This window comes from Mesorhizobium sp. WSM4832 (assembly GCF_055811115.1).
Window position 1 is genome coordinate 66,677 of record NZ_JBVVQH010000004.1, and the last position, 14,024, is coordinate 80,700.

Genomic DNA, 14,024 nt, shown 5'->3' on the forward strand with positions numbered 1-14,024 from the left:
AATGTGCCTTGGACCTCCCCGAAATGCGAGAATGCAGTTCGCCCGAAACGCCGCATATTGTACTTTCGGTCACGCCTCACGTGAAGCGCCCATTGCCAAAGTGAGTCGCCGAGACAACAATGCCTTCGACGCGAGCGCGCCGGGATGCGCATAAAAACAGCGTTGGAGGAACTGCGGGAGGAAGGCAGCTGGCCAGTTCGAGCACACGCTATGCATCGGGCCTTTCGGCGCTCACCACGGATGAGCCCGACCCAAACGCCTTTGCCCGGGCCATTGCGGCCGAAGCCGCGATCGTCAACGCCGGCTTCGCGCTTCTGTTCTTCTCCCAAAGCCTGGTCGACGCGTCAGCGCTCGCCCAGGCGCTGAAGCTGCATGCGCCATTGCTCGCCTATGCCGGCTGCTCGACCGCGGGCGAGATCACGCCGCAGGGACTGGAGGAAGGGCATATCCTTGCCCTGCTGCTGCCGTCGGCGTCGTTTTCGACCGTGTGCACCATGGTCGAAAACCTGTCCTCGTCAGGCATGGATGGAATCACCGAAGAGGTCGCGGCGCTGCGGCGCCTGCTGCGCGGACCGGGCGGCGATGATAGCTCCAAGGGCATATTCGCGCTCTGCTTCATCGACGGACTGTCCTATGCCGAGGAAGCGGTGACCTCGGCCATACACTGGGGGCTGGACGACATTCCGCTGATCGGCGGCTCGGCCGGCGACGACCTGAAATTCGAAACCACCAGTCTGATCGCCAACGGCAGGGTTGCGTCCGACTGCGCCATCATCGTGCTGGTCGCGACCGAGATCCCCTTCCACGTCTTCAAGACCGACAATTTCATCCCGACCGATGAGAAGCTGGTGGTGACGGAGTCCGACCCCGACCATCGCGTCGTGCGCGAATTCAACGCCACCAACGCCGCGGAGGAATATGCAGCCTCCGTCGGCATCCTGCCGCAGATGCTGACGCCACTCAGCTTTGCCTCGCACCCCGTCGTGCTAAAAGTCGGCGGCGAATATTATTGCCGCTCGATCCAGCGCATGCACGCTGACGGCTCGCTGTCCTTCTTCTGCGCCATCGACGACGGCGTGGTGCTGTCAATCGCCCAGCCGAAGAACATGGTGGAATCGACGCGCACCGCTCTCCAGGATGTCGAGCACAGGCTCGGCGGCATCGACATGATCCTCGGCTTCGACTGCGTGCTGCGCCGGCTCGACGCGCGCAACCGTCAGGTCTTCCGCGACATTTCCGAGCTCTATCGGACCAACAAGGTCATCGGCTTCGGCACTTATGGCGAGCAGTACCGCTCGATGCACCTCAACCAGACTTTTACCGGCATCGCCTTCGGCGAACGCCGGGCGGCCGAGTGAGCGAGATGCCGCTTCGCGACATCAACGACCTCGAAAAGCTGAAGAAGATCAACGCGGCGCTTGTCAGCCGCGTCGAGCGCTCGATGGACCAGCAGGGCAACGCCTTCTCACTGTTCCAGACCGCTATTTCGCTGGAAAACAGGGTGCGCAACCGCACCGAGGAATTGCACGCGACGCTGCGCCGGCTCGAGCAGTCGAACATCGACCTCAGCGCGGCGAAGGAGAACGCCGAGCTGGCGAACCTTTCCAAGACCAGGTTCCTTGCCGCCGCCAGCCACGACGTGCTGCAGCCGCTGAACGCCGCGCATCTGTCGGTCTCGGCGCTGGCCGAGGTCCAGACCAGCGACGAAGGCAAAAAGCTGGTGCGCCAGGTCGAGCGCTCGCTGGAGACGATGGAAGACCTGTTGCGCACGCTGCTCGACATCTCCAAGCTCGACGCCGGCGTTGTGCAGCCCGAAATCGGCGACGTCAGCCTGGAGGCGCTGTTTTCCTCGCTGCGTTCGGACTTCCACCCCGAGGCGGAAAAGAAGGGCCTGATCCTGAAGTTCCGACCGGTCAATGTTGCCGTGCGTTCCGACCGCACGCTCTTGCGCCGCATCCTTCAAAACATCCTCTCCAACGCGCTGCGCTACACCCGCTCGGGCGGCGTGCTGGTCGGCACCAGGCATCGCGGCGACACTATCCGCATCGACGTCGCCGACACCGGCTGCGGCATTGCCGAGGACCAGCGCGAGGCGGTGTTCGAGGAATTCCACCGCGGCACCGCGACGCTGGCCGATGCGGGGCTCGCCGGCGGGCTGGGCCTGGGCCTTGCCATCGTGCGCCGCATGGCGGCCGCGCTGGGCCACCCGGTGACCTTCTCCTCGAAGGTCGGGCGCGGCACCATCTTCCACATCGACGTGCCGATCGGCCTGGCGGCGGCCGAACCGGTGACGGCGGTCGCGGACCTGGAACGGCCGCGCGGCTACGGCCTGTTCGGCACCAAGGTGCTTCTGGTCGAGAACGATGCCGACGTGCTTTCCGCCATGACCTCGCTGCTCGAGCGCTGGCAATGCCTGGTGCGCGCCGCGACCTCGACCGACGATGCGCTCGACCTGCTCGGCGATACCGACTGGATGCCCGACATCGTCATCGCCGACCAGCATCTCGACGGCGGCGATCTGGGCACCGCGACCATTGCCGAAGTGCGCGACTATCTCGGCCGTGCCGTGCCGGCCCTGATCGTCACCGCCGACGGCTCCGAAGCCGTCGCCAAGGCGGCGCGGGCCGCCGGCATAGAGCTGATGCGCAAGCCACTGAAGCCGGCGCAGCTAAGGGCGCTGCTGGCGCATTTGTTGGCCTGAAGTGCCCGGTGAAGCTTCCGGTTTACAACTGGTTGCTGACTTCGACCAAATTCCCGTCGGGATCCTTGAAATAGACTGAGAGAATGGCGCCGACCGCCCCGGAGCGCTCGCCCGGGCCTGCGACAATCTCGATGCGTTCCGTCGAAAGCTGCCTCACGACCTCCGCGATCGGCGTGTCAGTGAGGACGCAGAAATTGGCGCTGCCGGGTACCGTTTCGCGCGCAATATCGGGAAAAGCCCGAGCATCCTGAAGGCTGATCTTATTGGCGCCGAAATGCAGCGACCACTTACCCGGCCGCTCCTGGCGCGGCTCCATGCCGAGCACCCGTTCGTAGAAGCGGCATGTGCGCTCGACGTCATCCACCGCAAGAACGATATGATCGAAGGCTCTGATTTTCACAGGTATCGCCTCCGCCGTTGGATGGCCTCCGCCGATCCTCAAAACCCCGCCTGATCCCTGAACAGCTCAGCATTATCGAGCTTCGACACCTCGATCACCGCTTGCGTGCGGCTATACACATTAAGCTTGCGCAGGATCTCCGAGACATGCGCCTTCACCGTGGTCTCACCCACCTGCAGCTCGTAGGCGATCTGCTTGTTGAGCATGCCCTGGCGCAGCATCTGCAGGACCCGCAATTGCTGCGGCGTGAGCTTGGCCAGGCGCTGCACCATGTCGGCGCGGTCGGTGCTGTCGGGATCGGGCGGCTGGCCTTCGTAGTTTTCCGGCACATAGACGGCACCGTCCATGACCGAGCGGATGGCGGCGGCGAGATCGCTCTTCCTCGCCGATTTCGGAATGAAGCCGGCCGCGCCATAGGACAGCGCCTCGGAAATGATCTTCGGCTCCTCATAGCCGGACACGATCACGACCGGCAGGCGCGGATAGCGGGTCCGAAGCTGCAACAGCCCTTCGAAGCCATGCACGTCGGGCATGCTCAAATCGAGCAGCGCGAGGTCGAACGGCTTTGCGCCGGCGAGAAGATCGATCGCCTCGGAGATCGAGCGTGCTTCGACCGTATCGACATCCGGATAGGCCATCTGCACGGCGCTGTGCAGCGCCTCGCGAAACAGCGGGTGGTCGTCGATGATCAGGAAGCGGGCGCGATCGCTGACGGAGGTCATTGCATGGGTTCGGGCATCGGTTCGGTTTGGTCCGGCGCAGGATAGTCCCGCGACCATGGCCAGATTATTGCCAAATAGTATATCGGCCAATGGTATACAGCCTCGACGATACACAACGCTGTCGCCGAAACGACAGGGTCAACGGCTTCGTGGCCGCCATGCCTTGCCCGCCTGGCGAAATCGGCCGAATGTGCTGGCGGATTCACGACAACGCAGAGACAGTCCATGACAGACTTCGTCCTTCCGCCGCCGGCAATCGCCTCGGTCGCCATTGCCGGCTCAGCGGAACGCTTTGCCGTGCGCCGCATCTTCTGCGTCGGCCGCAATTACGCCGCGCATGCGCGCGAACTCGGCAATGACGAGCGCGACCCGCCCTTCTTCTTCACCAAGCCGGCCGACGCGGTGGTCGACAGCGGCACGGAAATCCCCTACCCGCCGCTGACCTCGAACCTCCACCACGAGATCGAGCTGGTGGTGGCGATCGGCAAGGCCGGCTTTCGCATTGGGCGCGAAGACGCGCTCGCCCATGTCTGGGGCTATGGCGTCGGCGTCGACCTGACCCGCCGCGACCTGCAGGACCAGGCCAAGAAGGCGGCGCGTCCCTGGGATTGGTCGAAGGCGTTCGACCAGTCCGCGCCTTGCGGTCCGCTGGTTGCGGCCGCGAAAACGGGCCATCCCGTCAAAGGCCGCATCTGGCTCGCCGTCAACGGCGCGGTGAGACAGGACGGCGACCTTGCCGAATTGATCTGGCCGGTCGCCGACATCGTCTCGATCTGCAGCGAGGCGGTCGTATTGCAGCCCGGCGACCTGATCTTTACCGGCACGCCGGCCGGCGTCGGCCCGGTTCAGGCGGGCGACAGGATCACCGGCGGTGTCGACGGCATCGGCACCATTGATGTGACCATCGGGCAGCCGAGGCGATGAGCGACCTCGTCCTCCACAACTACTACCGCTCCTCCACCTCCTATCGGGTGCGGATTGCGCTCGAGATGAAGGGTCTGGATTACACCTATGTGCCACACCACCTTCGGCACGGCGAGCATCTCGAGCCCGCCTATCTCGCGGTCAACCCGCAAGGGCTGGTGCCGGCGCTGGTGCTGGATGACGGCAGGCTTTTGACGCAATCGCTGGCGATCATCGAATATCTCGACGAGATCCAGCCCGAGCCGCCGTTGCTGCCGAAGGATGCGCTGGGCCGCGCCAGGGTCCGGATGCTGGCGCAGATGATCGCCTGCGACATCCATCCGGTGAACAATCTGCGCGTGCTCACCTCGCTGCGCACTTTGTTCGGCGCCAGCGATGAGGATGTCGTCAACTGGTTCCGGCATTGGGTGAACGAAGGCTTCCAGCCGATTGAAAAGATTCTGGCTTCGTCGCCGCAGACCGCCACGTTTTGCCATGGTGACACGCCGGGCCTGGCCGATATCTGCCTTGCCGCACAGGTCACCAACAATGCCCGCTTCGGTGTCGACATGACCCCCTATCCCGTGATTACGCGCATCAACGCCGCCTGCATGGCGCTGCCGGCTTTTCAGAAAGCTGCACCGCAGAACCAGATCGATGCCGAATAGCAAGACCTAGGGCGTGAACTCATAGATGCGAAATAGAAGCGAACGGTTACGCTGCAAACGTCGGTTGTGCTAGAAATTCGGGAGGTGGGCTTCTGGGTGTCCTACCTTATGGTCCGATCACACAAGGAGGTCAGTTGGTGAGTGCACCTAATTTCGAGGCTCCCAGATGCGAATGCGGTACACTTGAGGCGCTTTCCAAGGAACCGTCGATCCCCATCGTGTTCGATGCCGGACTCAATGAGTATCACATCGTTGGAACTGCTCAACAGCAGGTCATGATCTATCACTGCATCTTCTGCGGCGGCCAAACGCCAGCCTCACGAAGGGATGAGCTTTTCATGCATGTGACGAGCGAAGAGTTTGAAAGGCTTAGGAAGGCGACAAGCAGCCTGAAGACGCTGGACGACGTTGTGGGAGCTTTTGGGCGGCCGGATTTCGACCATCCGGCCGGATTCAGCTCCACGGAACCCGTCGGTCTCGGTCCGCGCAGAACCACCGACTTCAGACAGATGACATTTAGTACCCTATCAGACACTGCAAATGTCCACGTCGCCATAGATTTGAACGACAAGGTTCAATTCAGCTTCACGCCAAAACCCGTAGCGCGCGACTAAGCAAGCAAGACGTTAGCCCAGCTACCCGATCGGCCTTGTAATGAGACTACACCCTAAAGTCCCACTCTGAGCGTCGCCGCCCAAAACACCAGCGCCACCAGACCGATGCCGGCGCCAAGCAGGCAGACGCCGGTCCAGCCCCAGGCGCCGTAGGTCATGGTCGAGGCGATCGAGCCGAGCGCGCTGCCCAGTGAATAGAAGATCATGTAGCCGCCGACCAGCCGGCTGCGGGCGTCCGGCCGGCGCGCGAAGATCAGGCTTTGATTGGTGACGTGCACGGCCTGGATGGCGAGGTCGAGCATGACGATGCCAAGCACCAGCAGCCAGAGCGACGTGCCCATGAAAGCGATCGGCAGCCAGGCGGCGGCCATCAGCGAGAGGCTGAGACCGGTGACCAATTGGCCCTGCCCGCGATCGACGAGCATGCCGGCCCGGCGCGCGCCGAGCGCGCCCGCGGCGCCCGCCAGCCCGAACAGGCCGATCCCGGTATGCGAGAGCGAAAACGGAGGTGCTGCGAGCGGCAGCACCAGCGGCGCCCACAGCACGTTGAAGCTGGCGAAGATCAGCATGGCGAGAATGGCGCGTACGCGCAGCAGCGGCTCCTGCGCGAACAGAAGCAACACCGAGACCAGCAGCCGCGCATAGGATGCGCGCGGCCGCTCGACCTCCTGGCGAGGCAGGATACGGAACAGGATCGCCGCCATCGCAAGCGTCAGCGCCGCCGAGACGAGATAGACCGAGCGCCAGCCGGCGAAATCGGCGACCAGCCCCGAAACGAAGCGCGCGAGCAGGATGCCGAGGATGACGCCGCTGGTGACCGTGCCCACCGCCCGCCCTCGCTCCGCCGGCGCCGCCAGGTCGGCTGCATATGCCACCAGAACCTGGACGACGACGGCAAGCACGCCCACCGCCGCGAGGCTTAGGAGCAGCACCGCGGCGCTCGGCGAAACGCCGACAAGGATAAGCGCCAAAGCCGAAAGCACGGCCTGGGTGGCAACCAGCTTGCGGCGGTCGAAAAGATCGCCAAGCGGCACGATGAAGAACAGGCCGAGCGCATAGCCGATCTGCGTCACCGTCACCACGATGCCGACCGAGGCCGGGTCGATGGAAAAGTCGCGCGCGATGGCGTCGAGCAGCGGATGCGCGAAATAGACATTGGCGACGCTCAGGCCGCAGGCAATCGCAAAGATCAGCGCGGTGAGGCGCGGCAATCCCGCCTTCCCCTTACCCGTGCTGCCTCCCTCAAGACGCTGCAGGTCGGTGCTTTGCAGTTGCAGATTCATCGTGCTCTCCACTTGGTTTCAACTTGAAACCATTGCGGAATAGAGAGGAAGGTTTTATCTTGCAACCACAAATCCGAAATCTGGACGAATTGCATGGTTAAACGGACGAGCCATCAAAACGCGGATTGCCTCATCGCCCGGCCGCTCGATGCCATCGGCGACTGGTGGTCGCTGCTGATCGTGCGCGATGCCTTCGACGGCATGCGGCGCTTCGGCGAATTCCAGAAGAGCCTGGGCGTGGCCAAGAACATCCTTTCGGCGCGCCTGCGCAATCTGATCACGCATGGCATCCTCGAAACCGTCCCGGCTCCAGATGGCAGCGCGCATCATGAATATGTGCTGACCGAAAAAGGCCGGGGGCTGTTCTACGTCCTGGTGGCGCTGCGCCAATGGGGCGAGGCCTATTTCTCCGGACCGGGCGAGCCCTACACCTTCATGGTCGACACCCGGACCGGCAGGCCGATACGGCGCCTGGAAGTGCATGCGCAGGACGGCCGCCAGCTTGCGCCCGGCGAAACGCGGCTGGCCGATTTCCGCCAGCAACGGCAATAGCGGGATCGGTCGATCCCGGTACTGGCAGAATCGATTTCCGGTCAACCGGCAGCGGAATCGGCTATCGTCGCTCCCGGACAAGCGAAGGGTGGAGTTGCCTATGAAAGCGGTGGTCTTCGAAAAGTTCGGCGAGGCGCCGACGATCCAGACCGTGCCCGATCCGAAGCCGGCAGCCGACGGCGTCGTCATCAAGGTCGAGGCGACCGGTCTCTGCCGCAGCGACTGGCACGGCTGGATGGGCCATGATGACGCCATCACCTTGCCGCATGTTCCTGGCCACGAATTGGCAGGCGTCGTTGTCGCCGCCGGCAAGCAGGTCAGCCGCTGGAAGGCCGGAGACCGCGTCACTGTCCCCTTCGCCGTCGGCTGCGGCCGCTGCTTCGAATGCACCTCCGGCAACCATCAGGTCTGCGAGCACCAGTCGCAGCCGGGCTTTAACGCCTGGGGCTCGTTCGCCGAATATGTCGGCATCGAACACGCCGACACCAATCTGGTTCGGCTGCCCGAGAAAATGGAATTCGCCACCGCAGCCAGCCTCGGCTGCCGCTTCGTCACCTCCTTCCGCGCCATCGTCGACCAGGGTCGGGTGACGCCTGGCGAATGGGTGGCGGTGCATGGCTGCGGCGGCGTCGGCCTCTCGGCGGTGATGATCGCCAGCGCCATGGGCGCCAATGTCATCGCCATCGACCTCACCGACGAAAAGCTGGAATTCGCCAAAAAGATCGGCGCGGTGGCGACGATCAATGCCGCGACGACGCCGAACGTGGTCAAGGCCGTCAAGCAGATCACCAATGGCGGCGCGCATATGTCGATGGACGCGCTCGGCCACCCGACCACCTCGTTCAACTCGATCGCCAATTTGCGCCGGCGCGGCCGCCACGTTCAGGTCGGGCTGATGCTGGGCGAGCATGCCCGTCCGCAAGTGCCGATGGACAAGGTGATCGCCTTCGAGCTCGAAATCCTCGGCAGCCACGGCATGCAGGCCTACCGCTACTCCGCGATGATGGAGATGATCCGCACCGGCAAGCTGAAGCCCGAGCTGCTGGTCGGCAAGAGGATCAGCCTCGAGGAAGCGCCGGCGGCCCTAATGGCGATGGGCGGGTTCGAAGGGATTGGTATCGGGGTGGTGACGAAGTTCTGAGTAAGCGCCTACCGCGCAAACTTCTTCGCCCCGAACACGCACGCCACGACGCCGAGCGTGACGACCATCATCATCGGGCTGACCTGCTCATGCAGCAGGCTCGCCGCCAGCGCCAGGCCGAAGAAGGGCTGCAGCAATTGCAACTGCCCGACGGCGGCGATGCCTCCCTGCGCCAGGCCACGATACCAGAACACGAAGCCGATCAGCATGCTGAACAGCGAGACGTAGGCGAGACCGATCCAAGCGCCGGATCCGACGCCTGCGAAGGACCGCGGCAGCGTCGCAAAGGTCAGCGCCAGCATGACCGGCAACGACAGCGCCAAGGCCCAGCAGATCACCTGCCAGCCGCCGAGCCGGCGCGACAGCGCGGCGCCCTCCGCATAGCCCAGTCCGCAGACGGTGATGGCGCCCAGCATCAGGCCGTCGCCGACCGGTGATGCTGTCAACCCTTGCGACAGGGCAAAGCCCGCGACCAGCGCGCTGCCCAGGCACGAGAACAGCCAGAAGGCCGGGCGCGGACGGTCGCCGCCGCGCAACACGCCGAAGATCGCGGTCGCCAACGGCAACAAGCCGACAAAAATGATGGAATGCGCCGAGGTGACATGCTTCAGCGCCAGCGCCGTCAGCAACGGGAAGCCGACCACGACACCCAGCGCAACGACGACGAGCGAAGCCAGATCCTTTCGCTCCGGACGCTTCTGGCGAAACAGCAGCAACATGGCGATCCCCAGAAGGCCGGCAATGGCCGCCCGGGCCGACGTCAGGAAGGTCGGGTCGAAATCCATCACCGCCACCCGCGTCGCCGGCAGCGACCCGCTGAAGATCAGCACGCCGATGAAGCCGCTGAGCCAGCCGTCAAAACTCTTTTCCATCATCTGCTCCCTTTGCGCTTCCGTACGGGGCAGGTCATGGCATTGCCAGAGACAATGGAGTACAATTTCACAAAACTGTAATGGCCTGCGGGGAAGTACGGATGGTCGCAAACCGCCCAGATGCCAGCGGCGCAACCCTCGTCGAAACTGTCATGGCGGCAATTCGCCAGCGGATCGCGGCGCGTACGCTGACGCCCGGAGCCCGCCTGCCGTCGATACGGGCCATGGCCAAATCCATGCAGGTTTCGAAATCGACCGTGGTCGAGGCCTATGAGCGGCTTGCGGCCGAAGGCGCGATCCGCTCGCGCCCGGGCTCGGGTTTCTACGCCGCCGGCCAGCTTGCGCCACTGTCGCTGGCCGAGATCGGCCCTCGCCTCGACCGGGCCGTCGATCCGCTCTGGGTCTCACGGCAATCGCTGGAGGCGGGCGAGGACATGCTGAAGCCCGGCTGCGGCTGGTTGCCTGCTTCCTGGATGCCGCAGGCCGCCTTGCGCCGGGCGCTGAGAACCGCGGCCCGCGCGGACGATGTGGCGCTTGCCGATTACGGCACGCCGCTCGGCCTGCCGCCTTTACGCCAATTGCTGGCGCGGCGCATGGCCGGGCATGGGGTCGAGGCCTCGCCCGACCAGATCATGCTGACCGATTGCGGCACCCAGGCGATCGACCTTTTGTGCCGTTTCCTGCTTGAGCCCGGCGACGCCGTGCTGGTCGACGATCCTTGCTATTTCAACTTTCACGCGCTGCTGCGCGCCCATCAGGCCAAGGTGATCGGGGTGCCTTACACACCTTCGGGGCCGGATATCGAGCTCTTCGCCCGGGCGCTCGCCGAGCACCGGCCGCGCCTCTACATCACCAATTCCGGCATCCACAACCCGACCGGCGCGATCCTGTCGCCGGTCACCGCGCATCGGCTGCTGAAGCTCGCCGACCAGGCGGAACTCACCATCGTCGAGGACGACATCTTCGCCGACTTCGAGCACGCTCCTGCCCCGAGGCTCGCGGCCTTCGACGGGTTGCAGCGCGTCGTCCAGATCGGCTCCTTCTCCAAGACATTGTCGGCCTCGGTGCGCTGCGGCTTCATCGCCGCGCCCCGCGACTGGATGGAGGGCCTGACCGATCTCAAGATCGCCACGACCTTCGGCGGTGGGCGGCTCTCCTCGGAACTGGTGCTGACCTTGTTGAAGGACGGCAGCTACCGCAAGCATGTCGAGCAGTTGCGCACCCGCCTGTCGCGCGCCATGGCCGAGACTGCCGGCAGGCTGAGAGCGATGGGCATCATGCCCTGGATCGACCAACCGTCCGGCATGTTCCTGTGGTGCCGCCTGCCCGACGGCATCGACGCTGCCGACGTCGCGCGCCATGCGCTGTCGGACAATATCGTGCTGGCGCCCGGCAATGCCTTCAGCCTGTCGCACACCGCCGGCCGCTTCATGCGTTTCAACGTCGCCCAGTGCGGGGATCAGCGTATTTTCAAGGCGGTCGAGAACGCGATGGCCGCATCGCGTCGCAAAGCCGCATAGACCGGGCGACGGCAATTGACAGGGCGATCCTCTTACTCGTAAGTAGACAGACCTGTCTCACTATCGATAGCACCATGACTGAACCAGCCAAGATCGATAAGCGCCAGCACATCATCGAAACCGCCTACGGGCTGTTCAAGCGTGTGGGCTTTCATGCCACGGGCATCGACCGCATCATCGCCGAGGCCGAGGTGGCCAAGATGACCATGTACCGGCACTTCCCCAGCAAGGACGATCTGATGGTCGAGGTTCTGGCCTACCGGGCCGAGCGGTTCGATCGCCAGCTCGACCGCCTCGCCGAGCAGGCGGCTACGCCCGACCGGAAGATCGGCACGATTTTCGACTGGTACGGCCGCTGGTTCCACAGCGCCGACTTCCACGGCTGTCTGTTCGCGCATGCCCTGGCGGAATTCGGCGATCCTGCGCATCCGGTCTTCCAGGCGGCCGCCGGTCAGAAAAACGGCCTGAAGCGGCGCATGCGGCTGATCCTCGAAGAGACGATGCCCGCCGACGCGGCCGACAGCGCTTCGGCCGCCCTGCTGATGCTGATCGAGGGCGCGACGCTGATGGCCAGGATGAGACAGCCCGACGCCGCCATTCGCGACGCCCGCAAGGCGGCTATGGCCATTCTCGCCACGCACGCGGGACCGCAATGAGCGCGACGGTCATCGGCCTGGCGCTGTTCGCCGCGATCCTGCACGCCAGCTGGAACGCCTTCCTGCGAACCGGCAGCGACAGGCTATGGACCGTCACGGTCATGAGCTTTTCGGCGACGGTCGTCGCCATTCCGCTGGCGATCTTCCACCCGCTGCCGGCGGCGTCGGCCTGGCCCTATGTCATGCTCTCCGCCTGCCTTCAGGTTGGCTACAGCCTGTTTCTGGTAGCTGCCTACCGCTATGGTGAATTGGGGCAGGTCTATCCGATCGTCCGCGGCTCCGTGCCGCTCCTGGTGGCGCTTGGCGGTTTCGTTCTGGCGGGCGAGCGTCTGAGCCCGCATCAGATCCTTGGCGTCGTTCTCGCCGCGCTTGGCATCATGAGCCTTTCGCTTGGCAAGGGGCGCGCGGCAACGAGATCGATCCTTTATGCGCTGGCGACGGGTGCGATCATCGCGGCCTATGCAACCATCGATGCCATCGGTGTCCGGTTGGCGGGAAGCTCAGGCGCCTACATAGCCTGTGTGTTTCTGGTCTACGGCGTGCTGCTGCCGGTGACCTTCATCGTCTACCGCGGCAGGCTCACGGTGGACTTTCGTTCGCCCGACACGCTGAAAGCGCTCGGCGGCGGAATTTTCGCCCTGATCGCCTACGGCGCCGTGGTCGCGGCCTTCGCGCTCGGGCCGGCCGGCCCGATCACGGCCATCCGCGAGACGAGCGTGGTTTTCGCGGTGTTGATCGGAAGGCTTTTCCTGGGCGAGACGCTGACGCCGAGGCGGATTGCGGCCTGCGGCGTTGTCGCGTTAGGCGCGATCTGCCTTGGCTATCAAGGGTGACGTCGTTCCCAACGGTCTCTCAAGCCCCTGCCCGCTTGCGGCGCTCATACATCATCACCAGCGTTTCGGCGGTCAGGGCCGGCGTCTGCTCGCCTTCGATCTCGACGGTGTTGGCCGCCTTCATGAGATACTGGCCGGGGCCGCGATCCTCCATGGAAAGCAGCGTGATGCGCAGCCTGATGCGCGCGCCGGCCTTGACCGGCGCCAGGAAACGCACCTTGTCGAAGCCGTAGTTGAAGGCGGCTTGCGTGTTTTCCGGCGCGATGTCCATCTCCAGCGCCAGCGCGCCGGTGATCGACAGCGTCAGATAGCCATGCGCGATCGTGGTACGGAACGGGCTCTGCCTTTTTGCGCGCTCGGGATCGACATGGATCCACTGATGGTCGCCCGTGCATTCGGCGAACTGGTCGATGCGCAACTGGTCGACTGTCGTCCAGTCGGACACGCCGATCTCCTGCCCGGACATCATGCGCAGCTGTTCGAAGGTCAGCGGCGTCCTCCGCCGTGTTTCCGTCATTCCGACTTTCCCGTCACTTTTGCCTGCTCCCGACCATGCAGCGGCAGCCTCAGTCAATTCGCGGCTTCGCTATTTCCACCGGCAAAGTTGATGCTTTTGCGGCAAGCCGAGAACGCGCGGCGCTTGGGCGGGTTGCATAGCGTGTCAGTCGACGGTGGAGCCGAAACGGCCGAATATTCTACTTCTTCCCGTAACCGGCGCGGATTTCCGCCATCGCGTCCCTGATCCGGTCGCGCAGGATTTCGACGGACTCCGTGCTGGATCTTCGCACAAGGTCAGCCACTTCGCTGGCATTCTTCAGCGTCGTCTCGAAGGATCTGCGGGCAAATTCGGCCTGTTTGCTCATCAGGTCCTGCGGATTGCCGGGTGTCTGGTAGTTCTGCGCCATCGTGGTGACCTCATGCAGGGCGTCCTGCACCATTTCGTGCTGTCTTGCCAGCACCGAGGAGGTGCCGGCAGCGCTTGCCCTTGCCGACTTTTCCAAGGCTTCGAGGTTCTTGCGGTGATGATCGAGGATCGCCTGGACATCGACATTCGGCAATTTGAGGTCGCGGCCGAACCTGCTGAACATGTCGAGGAAAGAGTCTGAGTCCGGTTGTTTTGCCATTCTATGCCTCCCGATTGCCGCGTTTTGCGGCACCC

At 64.1% G+C, this 14,024-nt stretch carries 16 protein-coding genes; 10 read left to right on the forward strand and 6 right to left on the reverse strand.

Going from position 1 to position 14,024, the window contains the following annotated elements:
- Positions 1-119: 119 nt before the first annotated feature.
- Positions 120-1,358 carry an FIST N-terminal domain-containing protein gene (locus tag AC0L2L_RS07345; protein ID WP_473577197.1) on the forward strand — a complete coding sequence of 413 codons (1,239 nt, stop codon included), beginning with the start codon at positions 120-122 and terminating at the stop codon, positions 1,356-1,358.
- 5 nt (positions 1,359-1,363) lie between these two features.
- Positions 1,364-2,701, forward strand: coding sequence for a hybrid sensor histidine kinase/response regulator (locus tag AC0L2L_RS07350; RefSeq protein WP_473577522.1), 1,338 nt, complete (start codon positions 1,364-1,366; stop codon positions 2,699-2,701).
- Between the two features lie 22 nt (positions 2,702-2,723).
- Here AC0L2L_RS07350 and AC0L2L_RS07355 read toward each other — a convergent pair whose 3' ends face one another.
- Entirely contained in the window at positions 2,724-3,101 is a 378-nt protein-coding gene (locus AC0L2L_RS07355) for a VOC family protein (RefSeq protein ID WP_473577199.1), read from the reverse strand.
- 38 nt (positions 3,102-3,139) lie between these two features.
- Positions 3,140-3,823, reverse strand: coding sequence for a response regulator (locus tag AC0L2L_RS07360; protein ID WP_027167217.1), 684 nt, complete (start codon positions 3,821-3,823; stop codon positions 3,140-3,142).
- Positions 3,824-4,048: 225 nt separating this feature from the next.
- On the opposite strand from AC0L2L_RS07360, the gene AC0L2L_RS07365 reads away from it, so the two are divergent.
- The 3 genes from AC0L2L_RS07365 (at position 4,049) to AC0L2L_RS07375 (ending at position 6,008) form a co-directional block, all read left to right on the forward strand.
- Complete coding sequence (locus AC0L2L_RS07365; protein WP_473577201.1) at positions 4,049-4,747, forward strand: fumarylacetoacetate hydrolase family protein; 699 nt, start codon at positions 4,049-4,051, stop codon at positions 4,745-4,747.
- Positions 4,744-5,394 (forward strand): maleylacetoacetate isomerase, encoded by a 651-nt coding sequence (gene maiA / locus AC0L2L_RS07370; RefSeq protein WP_473577203.1) that lies wholly within the window; start codon positions 4,744-4,746, stop codon positions 5,392-5,394. Before AC0L2L_RS07365 ends, maiA begins: the two co-directional genes overlap by 4 nt.
- Positions 5,395-5,531: 137 nt before the next feature.
- A complete protein-coding gene (locus tag AC0L2L_RS07375) occupies positions 5,532-6,008 on the forward strand; it encodes a hypothetical protein (protein WP_473577205.1) in 477 nt (158 codons plus the stop codon).
- Between the two features lie 53 nt (positions 6,009-6,061).
- Here AC0L2L_RS07375 and AC0L2L_RS07380 read toward each other — a convergent pair whose 3' ends face one another.
- Positions 6,062-7,291, reverse strand: a complete 1,230-nt coding sequence (locus tag AC0L2L_RS07380; protein ID WP_473577206.1) for an MFS transporter — start codon at positions 7,289-7,291, stop codon at positions 6,062-6,064.
- Positions 7,292-7,384: 93 nt separating this feature from the next.
- Between AC0L2L_RS07380 and AC0L2L_RS07385 the strand changes: the two genes are divergently transcribed.
- A complete protein-coding gene (locus AC0L2L_RS07385) occupies positions 7,385-7,843 on the forward strand; it encodes a winged helix-turn-helix transcriptional regulator (RefSeq protein WP_473577207.1) in 459 nt (152 codons plus the stop codon).
- A 100-nt stretch (positions 7,844-7,943) separates the two neighbouring features.
- Positions 7,944-8,984 carry a zinc-dependent alcohol dehydrogenase family protein gene (locus AC0L2L_RS07390; RefSeq protein WP_473577208.1) on the forward strand — a complete coding sequence of 347 codons (1,041 nt, stop codon included), beginning with the start codon at positions 7,944-7,946 and terminating at the stop codon, positions 8,982-8,984.
- Positions 8,985-8,992: 8 nt separating this feature from the next.
- Here the strand turns inward: AC0L2L_RS07390 and AC0L2L_RS07395 are convergent, their stop codons facing one another.
- Positions 8,993-9,856, reverse strand: coding sequence for a DMT family transporter (locus tag AC0L2L_RS07395; protein WP_473577209.1), 864 nt, complete (start codon positions 9,854-9,856; stop codon positions 8,993-8,995).
- Positions 9,857-9,936: 80 nt separating this feature from the next.
- Here AC0L2L_RS07395 and AC0L2L_RS07400 point away from each other — a divergent pair, with 80 nt between their 5' ends.
- From AC0L2L_RS07400 to AC0L2L_RS07410, 3 genes are all read left to right on the forward strand, one after another.
- Entirely contained in the window at positions 9,937-11,376 is a 1,440-nt protein-coding gene (locus AC0L2L_RS07400) for an aminotransferase-like domain-containing protein (protein ID WP_473577210.1), read from the forward strand.
- 74 nt (positions 11,377-11,450) lie between these two features.
- Positions 11,451-12,032 carry a TetR/AcrR family transcriptional regulator gene (locus tag AC0L2L_RS07405; protein WP_473577212.1) on the forward strand — a complete coding sequence of 194 codons (582 nt, stop codon included), beginning with the start codon at positions 11,451-11,453 and terminating at the stop codon, positions 12,030-12,032.
- Positions 12,029-12,865 carry an EamA family transporter gene (locus AC0L2L_RS07410; RefSeq protein ID WP_473577213.1) on the forward strand — a complete coding sequence of 279 codons (837 nt, stop codon included), beginning with the start codon at positions 12,029-12,031 and terminating at the stop codon, positions 12,863-12,865. Before AC0L2L_RS07405 ends, AC0L2L_RS07410 begins: the two co-directional genes overlap by 4 nt.
- Before the next feature lie 19 nt (positions 12,866-12,884).
- Here AC0L2L_RS07410 and AC0L2L_RS07415 read toward each other — a convergent pair whose 3' ends face one another.
- Together AC0L2L_RS07415 and AC0L2L_RS07420 are read right to left on the reverse strand one after the other, a co-directional pair.
- A complete protein-coding gene (locus tag AC0L2L_RS07415) occupies positions 12,885-13,382 on the reverse strand; it encodes a MaoC family dehydratase (protein ID WP_473577215.1) in 498 nt (165 codons plus the stop codon).
- Positions 13,383-13,560: 178 nt separating this feature from the next.
- Positions 13,561-13,989: a phasin family protein gene (locus AC0L2L_RS07420; protein ID WP_027167206.1), complete on the reverse strand. Its 429-nt coding sequence runs from the start codon at positions 13,987-13,989 to the stop codon at positions 13,561-13,563.
- Positions 13,990-14,024: the final 35 nt, after the last annotated feature.

Excerpts from the sequence above, each read along its gene's own strand:
- AC0L2L_RS07345 (WP_473577197.1), top strand. The coding sequence starts at position 120 with ATGCCTTCGACGCGAGCGCGCCGGGATGCGCATAAAAACAGCGTTGGA.
- AC0L2L_RS07350 (WP_473577522.1), top strand. The coding sequence starts at position 1,364 with ATGCCGCTTCGCGACATCAACGACCTCGAAAAGCTGAAGAAGATCAAC.
- AC0L2L_RS07360 (WP_027167217.1), bottom strand. The coding sequence starts at position 3,823 with ATGACCTCCGTCAGCGATCGCGCCCGCTTCCTGATCATCGACGACCAC.
- AC0L2L_RS07365 (WP_473577201.1), top strand. The coding sequence starts at position 4,049 with ATGACAGACTTCGTCCTTCCGCCGCCGGCAATCGCCTCGGTCGCCATT.
- maiA (WP_473577203.1), top strand. The coding sequence starts at position 4,744 with ATGAGCGACCTCGTCCTCCACAACTACTACCGCTCCTCCACCTCCTAT.
- AC0L2L_RS07380 (WP_473577206.1), bottom strand. The coding sequence starts at position 7,291 with ATGAATCTGCAACTGCAAAGCACCGACCTGCAGCGTCTTGAGGGAGGC.
- AC0L2L_RS07385 (WP_473577207.1), top strand. The coding sequence starts at position 7,385 with ATGGTTAAACGGACGAGCCATCAAAACGCGGATTGCCTCATCGCCCGG.
- AC0L2L_RS07390 (WP_473577208.1), top strand. The coding sequence starts at position 7,944 with ATGAAAGCGGTGGTCTTCGAAAAGTTCGGCGAGGCGCCGACGATCCAG.
- AC0L2L_RS07395 (WP_473577209.1), bottom strand. The coding sequence starts at position 9,856 with ATGGAAAAGAGTTTTGACGGCTGGCTCAGCGGCTTCATCGGCGTGCTG.
- AC0L2L_RS07400 (WP_473577210.1), top strand. The coding sequence starts at position 9,937 with ATGGCCTGCGGGGAAGTACGGATGGTCGCAAACCGCCCAGATGCCAGC.
- AC0L2L_RS07405 (WP_473577212.1), top strand. The coding sequence starts at position 11,451 with ATGACTGAACCAGCCAAGATCGATAAGCGCCAGCACATCATCGAAACC.
- AC0L2L_RS07410 (WP_473577213.1), top strand. The coding sequence starts at position 12,029 with ATGAGCGCGACGGTCATCGGCCTGGCGCTGTTCGCCGCGATCCTGCAC.
- AC0L2L_RS07415 (WP_473577215.1), bottom strand. The coding sequence starts at position 13,382 with ATGACGGAAACACGGCGGAGGACGCCGCTGACCTTCGAACAGCTGCGC.
- AC0L2L_RS07420 (WP_027167206.1), bottom strand. The coding sequence starts at position 13,989 with ATGGCAAAACAACCGGACTCAGACTCTTTCCTCGACATGTTCAGCAGG.